The organism is Aquirufa sp. (assembly GCF_044377215.1).
In the GTDB taxonomy this organism is placed as follows: Bacteria; Bacteroidota; Bacteroidia; order Cytophagales; family Spirosomataceae; genus Aquirufa.
The window spans coordinates 1-24,985 of the sequence record NZ_JBILJM010000014.1 but is presented as its reverse complement, the minus strand read 5'-3'; the positions used below and the strand labels follow the sequence as shown (position 1 = coordinate 24,985).

At 40.7% G+C, this 24,985-nt stretch carries 23 protein-coding genes, 1 tRNA gene and 1 pseudogene; 11 read left to right on the top strand and 14 right to left on the bottom strand.

Annotation, left to right across the window (positions count from 1 at the left end; genetic code table 11):
- The first annotated feature begins 1 nt into the window (after position 1).
- The 3 genes from ACIQ6T_RS06145 to ACIQ6T_RS06135 are packed head-to-tail and all read left to right on the top strand — an operon-like array spanning position 2 to position 1,772.
- Positions 2-904 carry a hydroxypyruvate isomerase family protein gene (locus ACIQ6T_RS06145; protein ID WP_395785032.1) on the top strand — a complete coding sequence of 301 codons (903 nt, stop codon included), beginning with the start codon at positions 2-4 and terminating at the stop codon, positions 902-904.
- Positions 905-949: 45 nt separating this feature from the next.
- Positions 950-1,237 (top strand): autorepressor SdpR family transcription factor, encoded by a 288-nt coding sequence (locus tag ACIQ6T_RS06140; RefSeq protein WP_395785031.1) that lies wholly within the window; start codon positions 950-952, stop codon positions 1,235-1,237.
- A gap of 37 nt (positions 1,238-1,274) precedes the next feature.
- A complete protein-coding gene (locus ACIQ6T_RS06135; RefSeq protein ID WP_395785030.1) occupies positions 1,275-1,772 on the top strand; it encodes a hypothetical protein in 498 nt (165 codons plus the stop codon).
- Here the strand turns inward: ACIQ6T_RS06135 and ACIQ6T_RS06130 are convergent.
- Genes ACIQ6T_RS06130 through ACIQ6T_RS06120 form a run of 3 tightly spaced genes read right to left on the bottom strand, consistent with a single transcriptional unit; the run spans position 1,769 to position 4,569 of the window.
- Positions 1,769-3,028 carry an MFS transporter gene (locus ACIQ6T_RS06130; protein WP_395785029.1) on the bottom strand — a complete coding sequence of 420 codons (1,260 nt, stop codon included), beginning with the start codon at positions 3,026-3,028 and terminating at the stop codon, positions 1,769-1,771. The two genes, ACIQ6T_RS06135 and ACIQ6T_RS06130, sit on opposite strands and share 4 nt — an antisense overlap.
- Positions 3,015-3,776, bottom strand: coding sequence for a hypothetical protein (locus ACIQ6T_RS06125; protein WP_395785028.1), 762 nt, complete (start codon positions 3,774-3,776; stop codon positions 3,015-3,017). The genes ACIQ6T_RS06130 and ACIQ6T_RS06125 overlap by 14 nt, the downstream gene beginning before the upstream one ends.
- A complete protein-coding gene (locus ACIQ6T_RS06120) occupies positions 3,745-4,569 on the bottom strand; it encodes an MOSC domain-containing protein (protein ID WP_395785027.1) in 825 nt (274 codons plus the stop codon). Before ACIQ6T_RS06120 ends, ACIQ6T_RS06125 begins: the two co-directional genes overlap by 32 nt.
- 112 nt (positions 4,570-4,681) lie before the next feature.
- Here ACIQ6T_RS06120 and ACIQ6T_RS06115 point away from each other — a divergent pair, with 112 nt between their 5' ends.
- Positions 4,682-6,001, top strand: coding sequence for a TolC family protein (locus ACIQ6T_RS06115; protein ID WP_395785026.1), 1,320 nt, complete (start codon positions 4,682-4,684; stop codon positions 5,999-6,001).
- Here ACIQ6T_RS06115 and ACIQ6T_RS06110 read toward each other — a convergent pair.
- Positions 5,996-7,780: an ABC transporter ATP-binding protein gene (locus tag ACIQ6T_RS06110; protein ID WP_395785025.1), complete on the bottom strand. Its 1,785-nt coding sequence runs from the start codon at positions 7,778-7,780 to the stop codon at positions 5,996-5,998. The two genes, ACIQ6T_RS06115 and ACIQ6T_RS06110, sit on opposite strands and share 6 nt — an antisense overlap.
- Before the next feature lie 89 nt (positions 7,781-7,869).
- On the opposite strand from ACIQ6T_RS06110, the gene nusB reads away from it, so the two are divergent.
- Genes nusB through ACIQ6T_RS06080 form a run of 6 tightly spaced genes read left to right on the top strand, consistent with a single transcriptional unit; the run spans position 7,870 to position 13,321 of the window.
- Positions 7,870-9,033: a transcription antitermination factor NusB gene (gene nusB, locus ACIQ6T_RS06105; protein ID WP_395785024.1), complete on the top strand. Its 1,164-nt coding sequence runs from the start codon at positions 7,870-7,872 to the stop codon at positions 9,031-9,033.
- Position 9,034: 1 nt separating this feature from the next.
- Positions 9,035-9,331, top strand: a complete 297-nt coding sequence (locus tag ACIQ6T_RS06100; RefSeq protein WP_395785023.1) for a YtxH domain-containing protein — start codon at positions 9,035-9,037, stop codon at positions 9,329-9,331.
- Complete coding sequence (locus ACIQ6T_RS06095) at positions 9,331-9,774, top strand: DUF1573 domain-containing protein (protein ID WP_395785022.1); 444 nt, start codon at positions 9,331-9,333, stop codon at positions 9,772-9,774. Before ACIQ6T_RS06100 ends, ACIQ6T_RS06095 begins: the two co-directional genes overlap by 1 nt.
- Positions 9,775-9,781: 7 nt before the next feature.
- Positions 9,782-10,084, top strand: a complete 303-nt coding sequence (gene yajC, locus ACIQ6T_RS06090; RefSeq protein WP_395785021.1) for a preprotein translocase subunit YajC — start codon at positions 9,782-9,784, stop codon at positions 10,082-10,084.
- Between the two features lie 4 nt (positions 10,085-10,088).
- Positions 10,089-11,507 carry a dephospho-CoA kinase gene (gene coaE / locus ACIQ6T_RS06085; protein WP_395785020.1) on the top strand — a complete coding sequence of 473 codons (1,419 nt, stop codon included), beginning with the start codon at positions 10,089-10,091 and terminating at the stop codon, positions 11,505-11,507.
- A gap of 41 nt (positions 11,508-11,548) precedes the next feature.
- Positions 11,549-13,321, top strand: a complete 1,773-nt coding sequence (locus ACIQ6T_RS06080) for a DNA polymerase III subunit gamma/tau (protein WP_395785019.1) — start codon at positions 11,549-11,551, stop codon at positions 13,319-13,321.
- A 1-nt stretch (position 13,322) separates the two neighbouring features.
- Here the strand turns inward: ACIQ6T_RS06080 and ACIQ6T_RS06075 are convergent, their stop codons facing one another.
- The 10 genes from ACIQ6T_RS06075 to ACIQ6T_RS06030 form a co-directional block, all read right to left on the bottom strand.
- Positions 13,323-14,582, bottom strand: coding sequence for a glutamate-5-semialdehyde dehydrogenase (locus ACIQ6T_RS06075; RefSeq protein ID WP_395785018.1), 1,260 nt, complete (start codon positions 14,580-14,582; stop codon positions 13,323-13,325).
- 6 nt (positions 14,583-14,588) lie between these two features.
- A complete protein-coding gene (locus tag ACIQ6T_RS06070) occupies positions 14,589-17,648 on the bottom strand; it encodes a hypothetical protein (protein WP_395785017.1) in 3,060 nt (1,019 codons plus the stop codon).
- 16 nt (positions 17,649-17,664) lie between these two features.
- On the bottom strand, positions 17,665-18,669 hold the full coding sequence (locus ACIQ6T_RS06065) for an NAD(P)/FAD-dependent oxidoreductase (protein WP_395785016.1): 1,005 nt from the start codon (positions 18,667-18,669) through the stop codon (positions 17,665-17,667).
- Complete coding sequence (cmk, locus tag ACIQ6T_RS06060) at positions 18,638-19,324, bottom strand: (d)CMP kinase (protein WP_395785015.1); 687 nt, start codon at positions 19,322-19,324, stop codon at positions 18,638-18,640. The genes ACIQ6T_RS06065 and cmk overlap by 32 nt, the downstream gene beginning before the upstream one ends.
- Entirely contained in the window at positions 19,324-20,028 is a 705-nt protein-coding gene (locus ACIQ6T_RS06055) for an alpha/beta fold hydrolase (protein WP_395785014.1), read from the bottom strand. Before ACIQ6T_RS06055 ends, cmk begins: the two co-directional genes overlap by 1 nt.
- A 3-nt stretch (positions 20,029-20,031) precedes the next feature.
- A complete protein-coding gene (locus ACIQ6T_RS06050; protein WP_395785013.1) occupies positions 20,032-20,397 on the bottom strand; it encodes a hypothetical protein in 366 nt (121 codons plus the stop codon).
- A 5-nt stretch (positions 20,398-20,402) separates the two neighbouring features.
- A complete protein-coding gene (clpX, locus tag ACIQ6T_RS06045) occupies positions 20,403-21,644 on the bottom strand; it encodes an ATP-dependent Clp protease ATP-binding subunit ClpX (protein WP_395785012.1) in 1,242 nt (413 codons plus the stop codon).
- A gap of 6 nt (positions 21,645-21,650) precedes the next feature.
- On the bottom strand, positions 21,651-22,358 hold the full coding sequence (locus ACIQ6T_RS06040) for a ClpP family protease (RefSeq protein WP_395785011.1): 708 nt from the start codon (positions 22,356-22,358) through the stop codon (positions 21,651-21,653).
- A gap of 129 nt (positions 22,359-22,487) precedes the next feature.
- The gene (locus ACIQ6T_RS06035; RefSeq protein ID WP_395785010.1) at positions 22,488-23,828 is read right to left on the bottom strand and encodes a trigger factor; all 1,341 of its coding nucleotides are present in this window, start codon (positions 23,826-23,828) and stop codon (positions 22,488-22,490) included.
- A 66-nt stretch (positions 23,829-23,894) separates the two neighbouring features.
- Positions 23,895-23,979: transfer RNA gene (locus ACIQ6T_RS06030), tRNA-Leu, on the bottom strand.
- Positions 23,980-24,209: 230 nt separating this feature from the next.
- Here ACIQ6T_RS06030 and ACIQ6T_RS06025 point away from each other — a divergent pair.
- Positions 24,210-24,985 (top strand): annotated as a pseudogene (locus ACIQ6T_RS06025) (sodium:solute symporter); the annotation flags it as partial.

The window sequence follows — 24,985 nt, the reverse complement described above, 5'->3', positions numbered from 1 at the left end:
TATGAATCGCAGAAACTTTTCACAACTGTTAAGCGCAGGTCTATTCACCGCAGTAATAAATTCAACGGCTAAAGCACAATCGGCCGCACAAGCACCATTTAGCTTAAAATATGCACCCCATTTTGGCATGTTTCAACAACATGCAGGGAAAAATGAAATTGACCAACTGAAATTCATGTATGACATGGGTTTTCGAGCGTTGGAGGATAATGACATGATGGGCAGACCACTTGAAACCCAAGTAAAAATAGGCGAAACCTTAGCGCGCTTAGGCATGGACATGGGAGTTTTCGTGATCAAATTTGATGGATTTTTCGATAAATCACACATGACATCGGGAGATAAAGCTTGGACTGATACATTTCTACAAGCTTGTCACAAGGCAGTCGACACTGCGAAGCGCGTTAATGCGAAATGGGCAACAGTAGTACCCGGAAATTTCAGTCGGCAATTGCCTATGGGTATTCAAACGGGCAATGTCATCGAGGTGTTAAAACGTGGAGCTGAAATCCTTGAGCCTCATAATTTAAAGATGGTTTTGGAGCCTTTAAGTGACAATCCAGATTTATTTCTACGTTATTCAGATCAAACATACAGCATTTGTAAAGGCGTGGGAAGTCCATCTTGCAAAATCCTATTTGATATTTACCACATGCAACGAAATGAGGGAAATCTGATCACCAACATGAATCGTTGTTGGGACGAAATCGCCTACATCCAAATCGGCGATAACCCAGGACGTAAAGAACCAGGAACTGGTGAGGTTAATTATCAAAATGTCTTTAAACACATAAAAAACAAAGGATTTCAAGGGGTTCTAGGTATGGAACACGGTAATTTCCACCCAGGAAAAGAAGGTGAATTAAAACTAATTGAGGCGTATCGCAAAGCAGATCTTGTCTAAATCAGTTTTTATTTAGATATTAGCCTAATTATTTAATAAAATCTAATGGAAGCAGTATTTAAAGCGATTAACGACCAAACACGACGCGAAATTTTACACTTACTCGTGGGCGGTCCACGTAACGCAGGTGAAATTGCTAAGCAATTTCAAATGACGAAGCCTAGTATTTCGCATCACTTGGATTTATTGAAACAAGCTTCGCTAATTTTAGCTGAGAAAAAAGGCCAATTTATCCTATACTCGCTTAATAAGGAGGGATTTACGCAAATACATCAGTGGTTTCAAGGCTTTGCGACTCATTTTGAATTCCCTAAACCAAAGATCAGATTATAAAATAAAAACGGTATTTTTGCCCAAAATATAGATACGTATGTGCGCTCAACTCGTTAAGTCTTTTTCATTTGTAAGATCTGAAATTCCAGCTGAATTTGTTGGCCTTGGAGTCATTCAATTACCACCTCGTAATTTTTTCCAGTCGATTGGTGATTATTTTGCTGAAAAATCCGGCAAACAACGTATTTCATTTATGGCCGTAGGCGCACATGAAATCAAGAAAATTCATACGCAAGGATCGAGCATACTTCAATCTACTAGTGTTCCTAAAAACTTGATTGAATCCATTTCAATTCGGGAGGATAAAACTTCGGATGGTTTGGTTGCCATATCGCACATCGATGTTGTTGAATGTATTTCTGTTGACAAAAAGGGCAATAAAAAACTCAAGTCGCACTATTTCAAATTAATGCCTGCTCTGCTTGGGGAAAACACCTCTCCTATTCAAAATGTGGTTGAAATTACCGAAGCACACAAATCAAAAAAGTTAATTATCGAAACGTTGACTACTTGGGAAACGGCTATTGAAGCCTAATTATCCATAGCTTTTTGAACATCCAAATCCAACAAATCCTTGGATTTGTACGCGACAATGGATACTAAAACCATCGTGGCACATGCCCCTAAAATGACAGAGGGGACAGTACCGAAGAATTTAGCTGCCACACCGGACTCAAAAGCGCCCATTTCATTCGAAGTACTCACAAACACCCCATTTACAGAGGAGACCCTTCCTCGCATTTCATCGGGTGTAAATACCCGTAAGACCGTTTGACGAATTACAACACTCACCGAATCAAACGCACCCGTAAAAAATAAAGCAACAACTGAAATCCAGAAATTAGTTGAAAAACCAAATACAAAAGTTGCTATACCAAATCCGGCGATGGCCAACAATAAATTCCGCCAAGCATTTTTTAAGGGTGGAAAATAAAGCATCAGCAACATGGTTAGTACAGCGCCAACCGATGGAGCAGCTCGAAGCACACCCAAGCCTTCAGCCCCTACCCGTAAAATATCTTCCGCATAGACCGGTAAAATTGCGATGACTCCACCAAACAACACTGAAAATAAATCCAATGAAATAGCATATAAAATTATTTTGGTCTTAAAAACATAGGTGATCCCCTCACGTAAACTCAACCAAATCGAATCATGCTGGGTGTTTTTGGGAGGGATTGGTCGGCTATCTATAAAAAACAAACAAACCATCACAACTAGTAACAACCCAATAACAGTCACAAGCGAACCTGCCAAGCCGGCGTATGCATAAAGAAACCCAGCAACGCCCGGCCCTAAAATAGATCCCAATTGCCAAAAAGAACTATTCCACGTAGCTGCATTCGCAAACACATCCTTAGGAACTAAAAATGGATTCAAAGAGGATGCCGCTGGAGTGAAAAAGCCCTTCGACAGACCAATTAAAAAAATAACAAAATAAATGGCATAAATATGAAAATCAGCATCCTTTGAATCTAATTGCAAAGCTGAGTAGAGCAATAAACAAGAGCCTAAAATTATCACCAGCAATGAATTTTGCATGATTTTTTTCTTGTCACGATTATCAGCTAAGTGTCCTCCAAACAACACCAACGAAATATAAGGAACAGCCTCAGCCAAGCCAATCAGCCCCAAAGCCAACGGATTATGCGTCAATTTGTAGATTTCATAGGCTAAAATTACCTCCTGCATCAACAAGGCAATCGTAAAAAACGTATTTCCTGTCACATAAGCCCTAAACTCTGGGAAACGCAAGGCCTGAAATGCATCCTTATTTTTAAAATAACTCATAGACGAAATAGACTAATGGACTTAAAAATGCCAATTCTCCAACCCAACGATACTGCAAATTGGGACTAAAATAATAAATCCCCACATGAATGCCTTGAATAATCGCAAGACACAAGGCTAACTCCCAAGAAAACTGCCAAGCAATGCAACCCAAAAGCCCAACTAAAATCCATTGAAGCCAATAAAAAACGAATCGAAAATCTGCTTTTCCCTCAAGCCAAGTGAATAATGACAAATTCATAAAAGCTAAAAAAAAGACATCTGCAAATAAAAGCCAACTGAACTCACCGACCGCCAAAGAGGGTAAAAATAATCCGCAAGCATATAAAATCGAAGTGAACAGTTCCTTAGGTAACCACACGCGGGCCCAATAACGTGTAGTCAAACCATATAATCCCATGCAAACGCTTAGATAAATGCCTAAATATCTTAATTCCTCTGAAATATAGCTTAATAAACTCCCCAAGATGAGTAATAGAAACAGAATGAACCTGCGAATTAACAAGTGAAATCGCTGATGAAAGAAATGAATCGCATCGGTTGGTTTAGCAAGCAAATTATCGACTTGCCGATCAGCTAAATAAAAAATCCAAACGGAAACGCCCAAAACAATGTGTTCTGTCCAGGCTTGAAAACCGCCTACGAGCACCTGCCAAAGCATAGCCTGCATGGCCACCGCTCCAAAAACAACATCCAAACTACTGAAATGAAAAAATCTAAAGAAGCGCATCTTTAGTTTTTTCCACATGAATTTCATCTCCTACCGCAATCCTTCCCGATACAACCGGAACAGCTTGTTGGCCGAAATAAACCTTATTCCCCACTTTTCTAAACTTACTCAATGCTTCTAGCATAGATTTGTCCACTTCTCCTGTTGCTGGGTTTACGTTCACCAACTGACACCGAGCGCATGGCTTTGCGCCAAATAGCCGTACTGTTCCAAGTGAAAATTCTAACCATGAATCCTCTTCAAATGCTTTTGCACCAGAAATAATGACATTAGCACGAAAGCGCATCCAATCAAAAGAGGCTCCAAAATGATGTTCAACTTCCTGATAGGACGATTCAGAAGCAAGTAAAATAGGTAGTGAATCAGCAAAAGAACTTTGTTGGGACCCCGAAGTTTGATATTTAATTTCAATGCTACGAGGCGCAGCTGATTGGATCTGAACGAGTCGTACCGACTCATTCAGCAACTCAGAAAACCAGGCAGAAATGCCATCAGCAACTTCACGAACATGAATTTCATCATCCCATAAAGTCACATCTACCCAATCACCCAATACTGGATTTACAGATAAAACACGATGATTTTGCGTTAGTTGATCCATAATCAAATAATCCGACCCATATAATTTCAACGCAAATCGTGTCAAATCGGGACGTGTCCGCTGAGTGATGAATTGCCCCGTTTCAGACACTAGCATAAATCGTCGGTCTCCTACTAAACCCAAGGAATCTACCTCCACTTGCTGCAACGCAACAGGACCCAACGATTTAATCGGAAAAATAATGAGTTGCGATATGAATGGCTTAGACATCGTGCAAATTAGTAATTTCAAAAATAAAATCACTATCACGACTTGTAGGCTAGTTACTTCGAAATCTGAATCAAATGTGCTAAGTTTGTTCTTTGCCTTTTAACACTAACCTATGAAACTAGTTGGCCTACCCTTAATCCTCTTATTCGCATTCACATTTGGAACTTTCTCCGTTCAGGCACAAGAAACATTGCGCTTGGAAGATGCGATTCAGCAAGGCTTACAAAATCAATTCGCTATTCAAATAGCCAAAAAGCGCGAAAAAATTGCGGAAAATGATAATACGTTGGGGAATGCAGGTTTTTTGCCAACAATTAATGGAACAACAGCCAAAAACTACGCAATATCGGGATTGAATCAAGAATTTTTTGGTGGAATACGTGCCCCATTAAACCAAAGTGGGGTTCGTTCAAACTCAAGCAACGCGGGTGTTGCTATGGCTTGGACATTATACGATGGTAATGGCATGTTCATTTTAAAAAATCGCTTTTCGGAATTGCAACAATTAGGTGCAAAACAAACGGAAACATCGATTGAAAACCTAATCGCACTAATTAGCACCACCTATTATGACATCATTCGTCAAGAATTACGGGTGAACAACTTTAAAAAAGGACTAGAAATTTCAAACGACCGCCTCAAATTAGCCAAAGATCGCTATGAAGTAGGTCAAGGATCCAAGGTAGATTATTACTCAGCTCAAGTTGATTTCAATGAGGATAAAGCACTATTACTAGCGCAAGAACAATCATTTGTCAATACAAAAATTAGCTTTAACGCCTTGCTCGTTCGTGCGATGCAAACCGAATTCAATGTACAGCCGGTCATTGATTTACTACCCAAACTTTCGCTTGTTGAACTACGCGATTTGGCCTTAAAACAAAATCCAATATTATTAGCGGCGATTGTCAATAAGCGAATTACCGATTTAGATATCAAAAGCACGCAAAGTCTACAAATGCCACAAATTGATTTACTTGCGGGTTACAACATGAATCAAGTTGAAAATGGCGCCGGTTTTGGGGTTCAAAGAGGTACGAGTAATGCGATGAGTTATGGATTGCGGGCTACTGTCAACATATTCGATGGTTATAACCAAAAACGCCGAGTACAAAATGCTAAAATCAATGCTGAAATAGCCCAATTGCAAGTGGATGAATTAAAAAACTCCTTAAGCTCTTCCCTCGAGCGTGCCTATGTCACCTATGAAAATGCGTTAAATTTAATCAACCTAGAATCTGAAAATTATACGATTGCCAAGCAGAACATAGACATTGCCTTTGATCGATTCAAAGTAGGTATCGCAACATCGTATGAACTTCGTGAGGTTCAACGAAATGCCGTTGCTGCAGAAACACGCTTAATTGAAGCAAAATTTACAGCGAAATCGGTTGAGATTGAATTGATTCGATTGAGTGGCGGAATCTTATAATCCCTGCTCCTCATTTAATTGTTGTTGGTACAAATCATAGTACAATCGCTTCCCAGCCATCAGTTTGGCATGCGTTCCTTCTTCTACCAACTTACCATCTTGAAGCACAAATATCCGACTGGCTAATTTCGCAGAGGAAACACGATGTGAAATAAGTAAGCTAGTCTTATCCTGCATAATAGTACGCAAATGCGTCAGAATTTTGTGTTCTGTATGCGTATCAACAGCCGAGAGACAGTCATCCAAAATCAGTATCCTTGGCTTTTTAGCGAGCGCGCGAGCGAGCGAAACGCGTTGTTTTTGGCCACCGGAAAGTGTCACACCACGTTCTCCCAAAAGCGTATTGTACTGATCCGGAAACTCCATAATATTTTCATGTACATCAGCGTAGCGAGCCGCTTGATGTAAATCTGACTCACTTAAATCATCTTGTCCAAAACGTATATTCTCCGCGATGGACGTCGAGAATAGAAAAACATCCTGCGGCACAAAACCCAAATGTTTACGCACATGTTGTATATCCCAATCTTTTAACGAGACGCCATCTAACAAAATTTCACCTACAGAGGGATCATAAAAACGAGCCATTAAAAGCGAAATCGTACTTTTTCCTGAACCCGTCGTACCTAATAACGCAACCGCCTCGCCAGGCATAATCTCCAAATTTATACCATGTAAAACAGGACGATCTGCCCCAGGATATGTAAAATGCACGTTTTTAAACGTCCAGCTCCCTTGAATCTCCCGCGTAATTTGTTTGCCAGGAACAAGCTCTGACTGAATATCCAAGAATTCATTAATCCGTTTTTGAGACGCAGCCGCTCGTTGGATTTGAGAACTGGTCCAACCCAGGGCAGTTACTGGCCAGGTCAACATAAATACATACATGATAAATTCGGTAATGTTACCGATAGTCATGCGGCCGGCCATCACTTCTTGGGAACCTACGTAAACAACGAGCAAAGTGGAAAAACCCACCAGCAAGGAAATGAGGGGAGTAAACAAGGAATCAATGCGTACTAAATCCAAGGATTTACGCCGGTAATTAGCAGATGCCTCAGCAAAAGAAACAACCGATTGCTTTTCGCGCACGAATGATTTTAATACACGAATACCCGAAAAAGCCTCTTGTGCAAAAGTAGAAATGGACGATAATCCAGCTTGAATCTCCTCTGACTTCCGAATAATAAGCGAATTCACATAATAAATACTAAATGAAAGGATAGGAAGCGGCAAAAGCACATACCACATCAGCGTAGGACTTACATGCCACATGTAGTAAATGACCAACGTGAATACAGAAATCAAATTGAGCCCATACATGATGCTAGGCCCTACATACATACGAACTTTACTTACATCTTCGGAGATACGTGCCATCAAATCACCCGTGTTTTGTTGGCGATAAAACGACAAAGGCAAGGTTTGATAATGCGCATAAATCTCTTGTTTCATTTCAAATTCGATGTGACGCGACATGACAATGAGCGTTTGGCGTACCAAAAACAAAAACACTCCTTTAATGAAAGCCATCAAAACGATTAAACTCCCGTAGTAAAAAAGTGTACTGGCAAAAACCTCGTAAAAGGCAGATTGCAGACTAAATCCTTTAAATAGAAAATAAAGATTGATGGTTTCAGTAACTAAATCGAGCGCAAAACGGACAAGTTGGGCAGGTACAACGCCGAAAAAATTTGACCCAAACGTAAATATGATTCCCAAAAAGAGTAACCACTTATAACGCCAAAAAAAAGTATTGAGATGACCTAACGCGCCCATGAAAATATTAATCAAACAAAGATAGCCCCTTTTTCAAATTAAAATAGCTAATTTTGTGTTTTCAAAAACAGAACGCTCTTTAATTTCGGATGGTAAACAGAAGATTACTTCGTGTCAAAGCATTTCAACAAATGTATGCTTATTGGACACAGGAACGTGCCCAACACTATTTGGCATTTGATGGCTTAGCCGCCATTTTCCAACCTGACTTATCACTTATGATTGCCAAAGAAGACCAAACTCCACGCTTGGAGGGCCTTCGCAAATTAGCCGAAATTCAATTAACTGAGTTTTTTCAAGGAATTCCAACCGAAGAAACTATTCCCGCCGAAGCCCTTGAAGCTGCCCAGTCGGTGCACCGCACATACAAAAACAACATAGCTAAAATAGCCAAGGAGCTGAAAAAAGAAATGGTTGTGGAGGTAGAATCCATCTTCAAACAATACCTCAAATTACTTTATTACATTCAAGCACTTCCGATGATTGGACAGTGGGATGAGCAGCGCCGCCTACTGGAAAACCCAATCAAAACATCACTAATTGGCAAAAACAAAGTGTTAGCTATCATGCCGAAATGGCGTGATTTGCAGCAGGCGTTTGCCGACAATAACATTGGTTGGTCCGAAGACGAGGAAAATATGCTAAAGAAAGTATTCATTGAAGGGATCCTTCCTGATGAAGCTTTTAGTAACTATTTACCTAACGCAGGAAAAGATGTTTCCGCAGATATCGAAATGATTAAATACATTTTGAAAAATTATCTGTTAAAACATCCAATCATGGCCGAATTTTTCGAGGAAAAAGATTTAAATTGGCACCTAAATAAGGATGTCGTAAAAAGTTTAGCGACCAAAACATTTAAAGTTGACGCCCTCGAAGACTTACAAATTCAACCCTTAGGTTTACAATGGGAAGATGACAAAAAATTCTTCGAAGAATTATTCGATTATTGCATAAAAGAAGACATTCAATTAACGCAATGGGTGAATGATCAAACGAAAAATTGGGAAACTGAGCGTTTGGCGACCACGGATTTAATTATATTAAAAATGGCAGTTGCTGAAATGATTCAATTCGCCAGCATTCCTGTTAAAGTAAGTATTAATGAATTCATTGAAGTAGCCAAAAACTACTCCACACCGAAATCAGGATCGTTTATCAATGGTATTCTCGATGTGATTTCAGTTCGTTTGATAAGTGAAAAAATTATTCAAAAATCAGGTCGAGGATTAATCGACATAGCAAGTAAATAATATGAGCAGATCATCAAAGTCGTTTTGGGCATTTATCGTGGGTGCTGCCGCAGGTGCCGCATTAGGTATATTGTACGCGCCGGATAAAGGAGAAAATACCCGTGGAAAATTATATTTCCAACTAAACAAATACCGTGACCAATTAAAGCAATTGATTAACGATATTGTCGACGGAAAAGAAATTCCTGAAACATCCGCCAAATCAGAAGGCAAAAAAGTCGTTCAAGACACGAAACTAAAAGCTGAAAAACTATTAGAAGACGTGGAAAAAATGATGAGCCAAATCAAAGCCAAGTAATGCGGATAATCGGAATTTTAGGGTTGGCATTTTTATTTGTGGCTTGTGTCAACAAGCAAAAAGAGGCATTGAGCGCATCTGAAAATACCATTCCACTTGAATTACGACCAAGTCCGGAGAAACAAGCCAAATTGGTTTTTGATCAGCCCCTTATTTACCTCGGACGGATCCAAGAAGGCGAACAAATATCCTACACCTACCATTTTAAGAACAAAGGCAACATGCCCCTGCAAATTATATCGGTGAATGCCTCCTGCGGTTGCACAACCCCTAAATGGAGTAAGGAATTGATCCAGCCAGAAAAGAAGGGATTTGTCAAGGTCACTTTTGATTCGAAAGGGAAAGAAGGAAAATTACAGAAAACAGTTACGGTCTACGCGAATACATTGCCAGCCGATAATCAAATCGCATTTAAAATAGAAGTTTTACCCAATACCAAATAAACCAACCATGATCACCTTACAAGCAAACAACCCACAAATCATGCAAATCGTCCTTTTCGGAGGTATTTTTGTGGTATTTTATTTTTTCATGATTCGTCCACAACAAAAAAAGGCGAAAGAAGCGAAAAAATTTATTGAGGAATTAAAAACGGGTGATAAAGTCGTGACAATCGGCGGCGCACACGGAACAGTTATTTCCATACGTGAAAAAACAATTGTAGTAGAAGTAGATGCCAATAAAGGAGTCCGAATGATTTTCGAAAAATCTGCAATCTCCAAAGATGCATCATCACGTTTAATTGAGGAGTAAATAGATGCCAACTGGCCTGAAAACCTTTATTGGCATTACAGGCGGAATAGGATCCGGCAAATCGATGATTTGTCGGATTTTTTCAATGTTGGGCATTCCAGTATTCGAGGCAGATCTCGTAGCCCGAAATATCTGCGATACTGACCCCGAAGTTAAAGCAGCCATCACCGAGGAATTTGGTCAACAAGCTTATCTAGCTGACGGAAAATACAACAGAGAAGGAATCAAAAAAATCTTACAAAAATACCCGCAAGACATCAAGGTGCTTAATCAAATTATCCACCCCGCAGTACGCAAAGCAGCAGCGGATTGGCTTGAAAATGCCCCGATTGCGCCATTTTACCTCTACGAATCAGCATTGATCACACCGAGAAATAAACCGGAACACCTAGATCAATTAATCGCTGTATCTTGTCCACTTGAAGAGCGAATATCCTACATTCAAAAAAGAAATCAAATGAGCTACATGCAAACCATGCAAATCATCGACATTCAACCGAAACCTGAAAGCTATACCAAAGGCGCGGAATTCGTTATCGAAAACAGTCAAAAAAAACGTGTTTGGCCACAAATTGAACATATTTACAGAAGTCTAGGTGGCGTCATGCTACTACTCTTAATCAGCTTGAGCAGCTTTGGACAAATCAAAACAATGACCTTTAACATCCGACTCGATACAGATTCAGATGGTCAGGATCAATGGAAATACCGGGCAAAACACTGCGTCGAATTGATTAAATATCATGATGCCGATATCATCGGGATGCAAGAAGCATTTATCAACCAAATCAAGGATTTTGCCAAGGAGATGCCTGAATACAAGTGGTTTGGCAAAGGACGTGATGATGGCAAAGAGGAAGGTGAATTCTCTCCCCTATTTTACAATACCCGTAAATTTAAATTAATCAAGGAAAGCACCTTTTGGCTCTCCGATTCGTGTGAAAAAGTTGGTTTTGGCTGGGATGCAGCCTGCCGAAGAGTCGTTACATGGGGTCAATTTCAAGAGCTTAAATCCGGGAAAAAATTCTACGTTTTTAATACGCATTTTGACCATTTAGGAAAAATTGCCCGCCGCGAAAGTGCTAAATTAGTTCTTCAAAAAGTAGCTGAAATTGCAGGCAAATCAGCAGCCATCATTACCGGAGATTTCAACGCTACTCCTGATGATGAACCCATTCAAATACTAGTTGACCCCGCTAATCCAAACAAACTCATTGACGCCGAAAAAATTAGCAAAAATGGCCATTATGGGCCATATAGTTCATTTAATGGATTTAAGAAAGAGCAAGAAGGCCGACATATTGATTATATTTTTGTGAAAAATGGGGTGCGTGTAAGCCAACATGCCACGCATTCAGAAACATGGGGAAATCGGTATCCAACAGATCATTTCCCAGTCAGTGCAGTTATCGAATTGCCTTAAATCACCTTTGGAAATTGATAACGTAAAAGTTAACTTGCCGTATGGAAAATTTTATCGTTTCAGCCAGAAAATACAGACCCACCCAATTCGATTCGGTGGTTGGCCAAAGCCACATAACCACCACTTTAAAAAATGCAATCAAGTCAAATCATTTGGCACAGGCATTTTTATTTTGTGGTCCACGTGGCGTAGGAAAAACTACCTGCGCACGTATTTTGGCCAAAACGATCAATTGTGAAAATATTGGAGCTGACGGTGAAGCATGTGGCACATGCCCCTCATGTACGTCTTTTCAAGAAAACACCTCCTTAACTATTCATGAATTAGATGCGGCGTCGAATAACTCGGTAGAAGATATTCGTAACCTCATCGATCAAGTACGTTATCCTCCGCAGCGCGGACGCTATAAAATCTACATCATTGATGAGGTGCACATGCTTTCTGCATCCGCATTTAATGCATTTCTAAAGACATTAGAAGAACCACCGTCCTATGCGATATTTATTTTGGCAACGACGGAGAAACATAAAATTTTGCCAACCATCTTATCCCGTTGTCAAATTTTCGATTTCAATCGGATTCAATGGAAAGATATGGCCAGTCATTTGGCATCCATAGCCACGAAAGAGAATATTGAAGCAGAACCAGCCGCATTGGAATTAATCTCCATCAAAGCAGATGGCGGATTGCGTGATGCGTTGTCGATGTTCGACTTAAATGTCACATTTTCAACCGACAATACTCTTCGACATAAGGACGTGTTGGAAAACCTGCATATTCTTGACAGCGATTATTATTTGCAAATTACGGATCACATGGCAGCCCAAAATCATGTGGGAGCTTTGGTTTTGCTGGATGAAATCATGCGAAAGGGGTTTGATGGCCAACAATTCATCTCGGGATTTATGGAGCACTTGCGGAATTTACTCTTCGCGAAAGATCCACAAACCCTCGCACTAATGGAGATTAGTGATGAAACACGAACAAAATTTAAGCAACAAGCCGAAAAGACAAGTACATCTTTCTTGCTTTCAGCCATGAATATTTGCTCTCAATGTGAGATCAATTATAAAGCGGCAAAAAATCCACGATTACATCTCGAACTTTGCCTATTAAAAATAAATTACTTGCCTTCAGTATTCCAACCTGCGACGGAGGGCGGTGGCGGAAAAAAGGCTGAGCCCCAGGCGAAAGTCGATGGGGCCAAAATAACGGAAAAAGCTCCTGAACCTGATAAAACACCTATTTTAGAGTCGACACCCCCTGTAGTCAAAGAGGAACCTGTAATGGAAACTACCATTCCTGTTGAAGTTCCAACACCGCAAGCGAAACCTAATACGGTATCCGGATTACGCTCAGCTAAAAAAGTGGTTGACGCAAAAGGAACCGAGCAAACTTCCGAAGAGGTATTGGCTAGCCTAAGCAATGATCCAGCTAATTCGAAGGCCTTTACCATAGAAGAGCTGACGACGGTATGGAACCAACTGGCAGCTGAATTCCAATCAGCGAATTTGATCAACAAATATGTGATGATGAATCGGCCAATCGAACTGATTGGATCAATCATCCACATAAAGGTAGAGAATGAAGTACAAGTTCAGCAGTTTAATGAAAATGTGCGCTTGGAAGTCTTAGGTAAAATTCGCGAGCGCTTACAAAATTACAGCATCGATATTGCTTTAGATGTAATCGAGACGGAAAAAAGTGACAAGAAAATGTTGTATACGCAATCTGATAAATATGAATTTCTTGCTCAAAAACACCCATTATTGAGCGAAATGAAACAGAAACTCGGCCTAGATCACGAATATTAGATTACCGTATCTGGCCGTTTCCTTTAAGCACCCATTTTTCAGTCACCAGCTTTTCTAATGCAAAGGGCCCACGAGCATGAAGTTTCTGTGTAGAAATCCCTATTTCAGCCCCTAAATCAAATACTCCCCCATCGGTAAAGCGCGTCGAAGCGTTCCAATAAACGGCAGCTGCATCTACCGCTTGTAAAAACAACTCAGCTTCAGATTCATCCGAACTTACGATGGCTTCAGAATGCCTAGAGGAATACGAATCAATATGGTTTAGTGCCTCTGCGCTGTCTCGAACAAATTTCACCGAACAAGCAAAATCTAAAAACTCACGACCAAAATCTGACTCTTCAGCAGCCTCAAGCCAGGCATACCCAAGTGCCTGCAAATAACCAAAAGCTTGTTGATCAGCATAAATTTTCACCTTATAATTCACAAACTCCGGTGCCAGTAACGCCAAAAATTCGTGCGCAACAGAAGCATGTACGAGTATGGTATCTAACGAATTACAAACAGAAGGACGAGAAACTTTAGCATTGACAACTATGCGAACAGCCATCGCTAAATCAGCCGATTCCGCCACATAAGTATGACAAACCCCAGCTCCCGTTTCAATGGTAGGAACCAATGACTCTTTTCGAACTCGCTGAATTAGGGCATCCGAACCACGTGGAATAATTACATCTACATACTTGACAGCGGTCAATAAAGTAGTTACATGTGCTCGGTCGGTTGGCAATAAACGTACAGTATCCGTCGACAAACCCGCTTGCTCTAATGACGCATGAATTAATGAAACCAATATCGAATTCGTATGCCATGCATCTGTTCCTCCCCGTAAAACCGCTGCATTTCCAGACCGAATACATAAGGCTGCTACATCGATTGTTACGTTGGGGCGCGATTCATAAATAACGCCAACAACCCCTAATGGAACCGACTTCTTCTCCAAATGCAGACCATTAGTTAAAATTTTATCAAGCAAAACTTGTCCTGATGGATTAGGTAATTTTGACACATCGTGCAAGCTGGCAGCTAAATCTAAGATCCGTTGTTCGGTTAAAAGTAAACGATCCCGCATTGGATTTTGCCGATCATAAGAAGCTAAATCTTTTTCATTTTCGATAATGATCGAATTAACATTAGCCTCAAGTCGAGCAGCTAAATCAGAAAGTATGGCCAATTTAACCGCATCAGTTGACATGGCTAACGCAGCTGAAGACCTACGGGTAGCGGCTAATAAAGGAGTGATATCGGTTAAAATTGTCGACATATTCTATTAAAAATCATGACCTAAGGTCACATACGTAACGGGCGATTTAATTTCGTTTGTTTCCATCCCATAAGCATAGTCAACCTTAACAAAATATCCAAACAAATTGGCCCGAGCACCTACCCCAAAACCAAATAAAAATGGATTTCGGAAATCGGTAACTGTTGCTTGAAATGGATTTGTTCCACCACCAATCACATTGGTATTGAACCCATTTGTCCGACTAAATGGATTGGCCCCTGTCCACGCTGAGCCAATATCCGTAAACCCAATCAATTGCAAGGAATTCATAAAGTTAGATTTATTTGATTCCAAACTAATCAAATGTTTGACAGGAAGACGAAGTTCTAGGTTAACAAGCAAATGACTATTTCCTGCCAATTTATTCATTTTAAACCCACGTAATGACGTCGCAAAATCACTCATAAAAACATCGCGATCCGCAGGACCTGAAACGCCTAAAGGATTTTCTTTATTACGTACTTCTCTGTCTATAAATACCCAATTATCCATGCCACCCAGCATCGTTTGACGAGCTGCAAGGCCAAAAGAATGCGAAGCTGAAATACGGCCAGCCAATAAAAAACTGTTGGTTAAGCGAACGTACTTACGAAGGTCCAAACGGATACGAGAAAAACTTCGCGAAGTAAGAAGGGCTTGTTGGTGTTCCACCGTCGCTAAAATTCGCGTTCCAATAGGCAAATTTTCCTCCCAATGTAACGTATTATCCAAGGTGTAACTAAGCGACGATCCAGCATAGGTCGCTAAATTTTCAGGCACCGACAAATTGACCTGATCAAAGGATCGATTCGACGTAAACATACCTGAGAAGCTTAGTTTACTTGCTAAATTAATGGGATAAATCCCTGTCAAAGAGGCGCGATTATACCGAATTTTATTCAAAAATACATCCGTCTCCTGACCAAACACTTTCCTATCTACCCGAAAAACCCAATCTACTTTGTTGGGCAAATAAGCATATTCACCCCATAAATCTGAATTTTTAAAATTAGCATTCAGAAAAACACCCGTCTTAATTAAATGATTCTCCATCAAATCATTCATTTTAACATCGAAAGCATAGCCTATTCCTCGAATCGGATCAATTCTAAAGTTCCCTTCCGAACCATTCACCACAAATGAATTATGGTAGACAAAAGGGCCAGCAAGTTTGGCGGTTTCCTTTCTAGTTCGGAGAAGTGTTTGGCGGTCGAGCCGACTACGCTTCGCCTTTTCTCGAGCATCCAAACTATCTCGCTTAGGTTCAGCCAAAATATCTAAAATTGAATTTGAAGAAGAGTCTACACCTATTGGATACCACTGATAAGCAGGCAAATCCAAAATCGTTTGGGCTGAAATACGTTGAATTCGTTCGTCCAACAAAGCATGATCTTGGAAATATAATTTATCCCCCGACCAATGAAAGGATGACCATGTACCGGAGCGTACTCGATTCTGCATCAACTTCCCTTGGCTTAGATCCAATGAAACCAACTCTTCCCCGCTAGGTTGTTTGTGTAAAAAATAGATTAATGAATCAGACTTAACTTGCAACGAATGAATCCTGCCGGAATGAGCGAGCAAAACACGCGGATTACTTGGGTCATCTGCCCGCCAATGCATAACAACCGACAACCCTTTCGACTTAACTACTTTCTGGGTTGAGTCCACATACTGATCCGTCAAATAAATGATATCTCCTTGTTTATTAAACCAATGAGCCTCTAATTCATCCCATGAATTTTGTGTAATCGGGGTGAATCTATTGCGTCTAAAATCATAAATTCCTACATCAATTTGACCATTTCGGAGCGCGCGCACTAACATGCGCTGGCCACTTTCATGCATTTCAAAATCCGTAAAATTCCAGTCTTTTAAGTCTGTTTTGGCAAGTAATTTAGCCGACATGCCCGTGATCGGAGCATATTGATTTAACCATGACTTTCCGTCTTTGGCATATAAAATTGCAAAGGAATTTTTGGCCGACCAGTGCATGCGCGGAGCTTGACCTATAGAAGCGCGCAACGGATCTTTCAAGCCCGTTTGAAATAAGTAAAAACGTTTTTTAGATTGTAAATTTTGAATCATGACACGGTACTGACCAGCGTCCTCCAGCGTGTAAGCCATCCATTTTCCATCTGGACTAATTTGAAACTCCTCCAATTGTTCTCCGGACATTCGATCGCGCGTAATTAAATTTTCGGCGCCGGAAAATGCATTTGAATTAACTTCAAATTGCTTCGACTCGGATAAATAAAAATTAAACCATTCTTTTAAAAAACGTGAAATAGGTGTTCGAAGCGTACTTGAAATACTTGATTGATCATTACGAATAATTCGTGTCAAATTTAAAATATTTCCGATAGGCTGAAGGCCATAGGTTTTAGCAATGTAAGACCAAATCGATTGACCGATTAATTCGGCTTCTATTCCACGTGCCAAAACTGGCTTTCTAACTTTATTCGCCGCCACCACTTGATACATGTATTGATTCATTTCTGGTGAATCTCCACGAGCAACATAGGCTACAATTCCAGCAGTAAACCATTCCGGAACGTTTAATAAAAGTGAACTCTGCAAGGCATCTTTAATACTTCCACCAAACAAAATATCATGTACATACACCCGAGCAAGTTCTTCTACTAAACGAATATGCAAATCCTCTAAATCGGACTTAAATGCAATCTCAATCTTAAATTTATCTTGATTTTCTTCTTGTGCTTTTTTAAAATCCTGAAAACTAATACCACTATTCGACTCGGCTAAGTCGGCCGACGATGCGTATAAAAATATTTTAGCTTTTTGATACGGGGTATACCCTAATATGCGTGAAATCCGAAGTAATTCGCTATCTAAATATTGAATCGTGGCGCGCGCTAATGCCTCTTGTTTTCCGTAAAAATAAACTTCAAAATTTTGATCAGTAATGTAGGACCAACGAATCCGCTTGTACTGAATACGCGTTTTTTCCCAATCCCGTTGGCTTGGATAAAAATCCTGCCCCTGCATTTCGTGCACAGAAAGCAGGCAGGCAAAAATGAAGAACAGATTTCGAAAAAACCGCATGCTCAAATGTAAGAATTTATGGCGAAAATAAATGCGAAAATCGTTGAATTGAAACCTCAAAAGGCAGTTCTTCTAAGCCCTGAATTTCGCGCACAAATGCACGCGCAAAAAAAGGTATCAACGAAACCCCTTTGGAGCCAAAACCATTAAATATACCCACGGGTTCATGCGGATGCATGCCAATAAAAGGGCGTCGGTCTTGTGTGGCGGGTCGCACACCTACGCGCGTACTTAGTCGCGTATAGGAGTCCACACCCATGGAAAGTAATTTTTGTTGTAACTCATCCTGCGCATCCGCTGTCTCCGCAGGCGAAAATTCACCCCAACGATACGTCGCTCCTACTTTAAACTGATTTACTGTTAAGGGCAAAACGAATCCATTTTTACTAAGTATGTAATCCTTCGAAGGCTGATCCGATTCAAAAATCATTAACTCCCCCTTCGCTGGCAAAAATGGCAATTTAGCCCACAGTGGGTTTTGTTGGCCATGAAAACCTTCGCAAAAAATCACACGCCCAAACGCATGGGATGAAACATATTCACGTGATTGAAAAATGCCCAGTTGGCGAAAATACATTTGTGAAACACGTACCAAAATCGACGCATCAACCCATCCCGCCTCCTTTATCCATACACCTTCAGGCGTCCACTCTAGATAATCATGATCAATTTGTGCCTTTCGCTCCTCTAACCACGTACGCATTTCTGCATGCGCAAAAGGTCGAAACAAAGGCATAGGATGAAAAAAAGAAGCTTGTAAAGTTTCCTGTAGTCGCGTGTAAAAGTCCGGCAAATAGTCGAAAAGCTCTTCCGCTAGCCAGGTCTTTTCTAACTTTCGACCGGTTACTGGATTGAAAATTCCTCCAGCTGCATGGGATGAAGTAAAGTAAGTGGGGGACGCATCCCAAATTTCAAAAGGAATTTGAGCTTCTAAAAAATGATGCGCTAGGATGGTGCCGGCTAAACCTTGGCCAACAATCAAATAGGGTTTATTTTTTTCCACTTTGAACCCGACGTACATGATCTAACACAAAATTGACCTGTTCATCCATACTTCGGAAAGAAGTATCTAAATCAATCGCATCATCGGCACGTTTCAAAGGGCCTTCCGTACGATTAGAATCAATTTCATCACGCATGCGCAGGTTCTCCACAATTTCTTCCAATGGAAGATCTTCACCTTTTTGTAAAAGCTCAAGTTTACGTCGCTGGGCACGAATATTCGGCTGAGCCGTCATGAAAATTTTCAATTCGGCCTGAGGAAACACGACCGTTCCTATGTCACGTCCATCCATGACAATTCCCTTTTTATACCCCATTTTTTGCTGCTGTGCAACCATTGCATGACGCACCGCTGGAATGGCAGCTACTTGGCTCACAATATCCGAAATAAACATTTTCCGAATTTCCTGCTCCACATTCTCCCCATTCAAAATAGTATCAGAGGCTTGTCGGCCTACATTAAACTCAAACGTAATCTCGATATGTTGCAATGCATATTCAACAGCCGCAGGATCCACGACATCTACTTCATGACGATGAAAATAAAGTGCTACTGCACGGTACATCGCGCCAGTATCAATAAATGCATAATGCAATTTCGCGGCTACCCGTTTGGCAGTTGTACTTTTACCACAAGAAGAAAAGCCATCTAAGGCTATAATTATTTTGGACATTAGTCGGCAATAAATGATTGAATCGCATCATAGCAGGCATGTGGTGCTTCATAAACACCTTGATGTCCTACTTCAGGCAAAATTACACATTTATGATGTGCTTTTATAGCCAAAATGCTATCCGTACTGATTAAGGGATCTAAATCCCCATGAATAAACAAAAATGGAATATGTGTATCGCGTAAAAATGTAGTGAAATCGGCACGATCGCGCATTGCTTTTGATGCCGCGATAAGTCCATCTGCCGCTAAATCTTGGTAGCGTGTAATTAACTGATCCATCAATGCTTGATTGTTGGCCACATAATTAGGGGCAAACAAATTCGCTACAAACGATTTAATGAATACGGAAGCGCCGTGCTTCTTTAGAAATTCGATGGTTCGATCCCGATTTATTTGCTTCTCTGCGGTATCTGGCAGTGCGGTAGAATGTAATAAAACTACCTTTTCAATACGTTCAGGAAATAGCTTCGCCATTTCGAGGGCAATGTACCCACCCATGGAATGTCCCACTAAGGTGAGTTTTCCATCTTGAGGTAATGAAACAAGAATCTCTCGAGCATAATCGGCAATCGATTTTGCGGAAGTCCAATGCGCAAAAGAAGGAATAATGGGTTTTTCAGTCCAGGTGAAATGAGAAATGAAATCATCCCAAATACGGGCATCTTCACCAAAACCATGCAAAAATACGAGCTGAGCCGACATATTTTAATACGTATGCAGCAGGCCGATAATGGTAAATCCAAGACCAATGAGCGCGGCGATTCCACCTACGAGGCTGATGCCAACGATGCTGAGTACGGCGCCGATGGCCAACAAAAATAGGCCGATTTTTAATTTGGAATCCATCCCTTGTAGTTTATCCCGCACATCTGCTTTTAATACTTTACGTGCTTGTCTACTTTCTTTTTTAACGTTGGAAACTCGTTTTGTATGCTTTACCTCTTGAATAGGCGCGACAGCGGTGGGAGTTGTGACTTCAGGCGTGGCCACTTGCAACGCGCCCGTAGGCTGGTTTTCTGAAACAAACGAACTGGAGATGGCTAAAATAGCCAAAAAAATAAATGCTTTCATAGGGGTTAGGCGACAACTTTCATTTGGTGAAAAACGGTACGTTCAAATTTCGATTTGGCATAAGCTAAATCGACTTTAAAATCCTTCAAATCAGTTTGAGAAGGAATTTCAAACATGGCATCGGTCATAATGGCTTCCATGATGGACCGCAATCCGCGAGCACCCAACTTATATTGCATAGCTTGCTCGACAATATATACTAAAGCATCTTTTGAGAAAGTTAATGACACGTTTTCCATATCAAAAAGCTTCTCATATTGCTTGATTAGTGCATTTTTAGGTTCCGTCAAGATAGAAAGCAAGGCCTTCTCATCCAACGGATTTAAAAAAGTAACCACGGGTAAACGACCTAATAATTCCGGAATCAAACCAAATGATTTAAGGTCTTGTGCGGAAACATATTTCATAATGTGATTCTTCTCAAATGATTCGTGGAACGTATCATCCCCTGAAAAACCGATCGGACGCGAATTCAAACGTTTCGCAATATGGCGATCAATCCCATCAAATGCCCCTCCACAGATAAATAGAATATTCTCCGTATTTACCGCAATCATCTTCTGATCCGGATGCTTACGTCCTCCTTGCGGTGGAACATTCACAATAGAACCTTCCAATAATTTCAATAAAGCTTGCTGGACCCCTTCCCCAGAAACATCACGCGTGATGGATGGATTGTCCGACTTGCGAGCTATTTTATCAATTTCATCAATGAAGACAATGCCACATTCGGCCTTTTCAACATCATAGTTAGCGGATTGCAATAAACGTGTCAAAATTGTTTCCACGTCCTCACCTACATAACCCGCTTCCGTAATAACGGTCGCATCTGCGATGCAAAAAGGAACTTGTAATTTTTGAGCAAGCGTCCGCGCGAGATAAGTTTTACCGGTTCCCGTTTCGCCCACCATTAATATGTTCGATTTCTCAATCTTCACATCATCAGCTGCAGGCGTCTGCATCAGACGCTTGTAATGATTATAAACAGCCACCGACAAATGGCGTTTAGCCTCTTCTTGACCGATCACATATTCATCTAAATAAGCCTTCAAATCCTTTGGTTTGACCAATTCGAACTGTTGGTTCCCTGGTTTATGTACCTTCGCCGCCGCACCCATTTCGTCTTTGACAACTTCGTAGCCTTGCTGCAAACAAGTATCACAGATATGCCCATCGATTCCCGAAAGAAGGATACCAACCTCATTTTTTGCCCGCCCACAAAAGGAACAATTTGCTTTCTTAGCCATAATAAATTAAACCGTACGCGTTAAAATCTCGTCAATTAAGCCATATTCTTTGGCCTCAGCTGCTTTCATCCAATAGTCACGATCCGAATCCCGTTCGATTTCCTCAAATGATTTACCCGAATGCTTGGCTAAAATATCATATAATTCTTGACGAATTTTAACGATTTCACGTGCTGTGATTTCGATATCGCGGGATTGACCTTGTGCACCTCCAGATGGCTGGTGAATCATCACACGCGCATGTTCTAAAGCAGAACGCTTGCCCGCTGCACCACCAGCTAATAATACAGCGCCCATCGATGCCGCTAACGAAGTACACACAGTTGCTACCTCCGGACGGATGTAGTTCATGGTATCGTAAATACCTAAACCTGCATATACAGATCCGCCTGGGCTATTTATGTACATAACAATATCTTTTTTGGCATCCGTAGATTCCATAAACAACAATTGCGCAACAATAATATTAGCCATGTAGTCATCTACGGGAACTCCCATAAAAATGATACGGTCCATGATTAAACGAGAAAATACATCGATTTGAGCGAAACGCATGGGGCGTTCCTCAATGATGTATTGTGTCATGTCATCGATTTGATGCATCGGTCGGCTACCAATGCTATTCATATATTGATCCACTGCCAAACCGTTTAATCCACGGTGGTGAACAGCATATTTACGAAACTCTTCGCCAGTTAATTCTTTTGGGTTCATATCCAGAATTTTTAAAAATCAAATTTAAAATATTTTCATCTGTAAAGCTAAACACTAAAACAGACTTTCTTGTTCACAGAAAACCCCGCAATTTACGGGGTTCTCACTCTAATTTATGATTCGTTGAAATTACAGAGCTGCTGCGATTTCTTTGAATTTCTCCACGTCAATTTTAGATACCTTATGTGGAATGTTCTCCACAATTGCACTCGATACTTTATCTGAGAATGCTTGATTGTATAAGTTCATAAAGTTATCTCCCTTAGACTTATCGCTCAAATAACCCATGGCTATTTTCTCAATCATTTCCTCAATGCCCGGCTGGTCCGAAGATAAATAACCTCCAAACTGCTGGCGTACCATATCTTTCGCCTTCTCAACCACCTCTGGATATTCAACTTTTACGTCAAATTTCGCAGCAATTTCATTTTTGATTAAGTTCCAACGGATATCACGTTTTACATTATCAAAATCTTGCTCAATTTGCTCCGGCGTAAATTTACCTTCATTGATGCGCACTAACCACCTACGCAAGAATTCTTCTGGAAGATCAATTTTAACGTTTTCGATCAACGCTTTTTCCGCATCGATACGTAATAAGTAATTCGCTTCGCGTGCATAATTCTCCAAAACAATTTTCTCTACTTCTACCAAGAACGTTTTTTCGTCTGTTGCTTTTCCAGGCCCTAAAACCTTATCGTAGAATGCAACATTCATTTCAGCCGGTGCTTGACGCGTAATATCTTCCACTACGAAAGAAACTTCACCCGTCAAATCAGCTACTTCTTCTTCTTTTTTACCGGTTGCTAAGGCTAATGATTTTGCGTCAACAAACACCTTATCGATCGCAAATTTCAAAGTATCCTCTTTTTTCGCGCCGATGAATATTTTCTTTGATTTGTCTTGAATCGCGTGCATTGGGATGGCTGATTTCTCAACCCAATCACCTTGCGTGAATGTTCCAAATACCAAATCACGATCTTCAACTGCATCTGGATGCGTCTGCTCGCCGAATTGCTTCTTTAAATTTTCAACCGTCTCCGCAATCTCTTTCTTATCTGCTTTGATTTCGTACGATTTAATCTCTTTCATCTTAGCTAAATCCACCTTGAAATCTGAGTGGAAACCTAAATCATAATGAAACGTAAAATCCGTGTCTTTTTCCCAATCAATTGATTCTGACTCATCCACAGCCGGAAGCGGCTCGCCCACTAAATTCAATTTATTTTCTTTGATGTAATCACTAACAGCGTGGCCTAATTCGTGATTAATTTCATCCACTAATGCCGACTGACCATACAATTTTTTAATCAAAGTTGCCGGAACCATGCCTGGACGAAAGCCCTTGATCGACGCTTTCTTGCGATAGTCTTTCAATTTAGCCTCAACTTTCTCTTTGTAATCAGCCTCAGTTACAACAACAGTCAAACGACCTTGTAAATCACTTGCCTTATTTAGTGAAATGTTCATATAGAATTGTTTGTTTAATCAATTAAAAAAAGCCCTCAAAAACCTATCGGTGTTGAGGGCTTGCCTTGGTACGGGTGGAGGGACTCGAACCCCCATGCCTCGCGGCGCCAGATCCTAAGTCTGGTATGTCTACCAATTCCACCACACCCGCGTAATTTGGAGTGCAAAGGTAATCAGCAAAACTTATTATTCCAAAGGTGTTTGGCAAATAATCTAATCAATAAACATTTTGTGTTATTTTTGACTTCTTAATAAAAACCTATGTCTGCTCAGCAAGAAGAATCACAGCCTAATTGGCGCACCTGGTACCTCGTTTTAGGTGCATTTCTAGTGAGCATTATTCTGTTTTTCATCGGTTTTTCCGCACTTTTTAGCTAAGCCATGCACCTACTCGACTGGATTATTTTAGTGTTGACAATTGGCGGAATTGTGGCGTATGGGAGTTGGAGGGGCCAACAATCCAAGCAGTCTTTGCAGGGATTTTTGCTTGCCGACCGGGAATTACCTTGGTATCATGTGTTGCTTTCTGTCATGGCGACGCAGGCTTCAGCGATTACATTTTTATCCGCACCGGGCCAAGCATATACAGATGGCATGCGATTCGTTCAATTCTATTTGGGATTGCCCATCGCCATGATTGTGTTATCCGTAACGTTCATTCCGAATTATTATCGGCTCAAAGTTTACACGGCCTATCAGTTTTTAGAAAAAAGATTTGACGCTAAAACCCGCGTATTAACCAGTTTTCTGTTTTTAATTCCGCGCGCACTATCTACCGGCGTAACCATCGCGGCTCCATCCATTATCTTATCGATTTTAGTAGGCTGGGATTTAACTTGGACGAATACCTTAACGGCCACACTCGTAACTACCTATTGTATGTTGGGCGGCTCCAAAGCCATTTCCTATACGCAAATGTTACAAATGTCGGTGGTTTTAGCAGGTATGGTTTTAGCTGCCGTGCTCATTATTTACCAATTACCGCCGGAAATCGGCGTCAAACAGTCCCTGCAAATTGCGGGTAAAATGGGCAAGATCAATTTGATTGATTGGAAATTTGATTTGAATAATCGCTATAATATTTGGTCAGGGATCATTGGCGGTTTCTTTTTGCAACTCTCCTATTTCGGAACGGACCAAAGCCAAGTGGGTCGTTA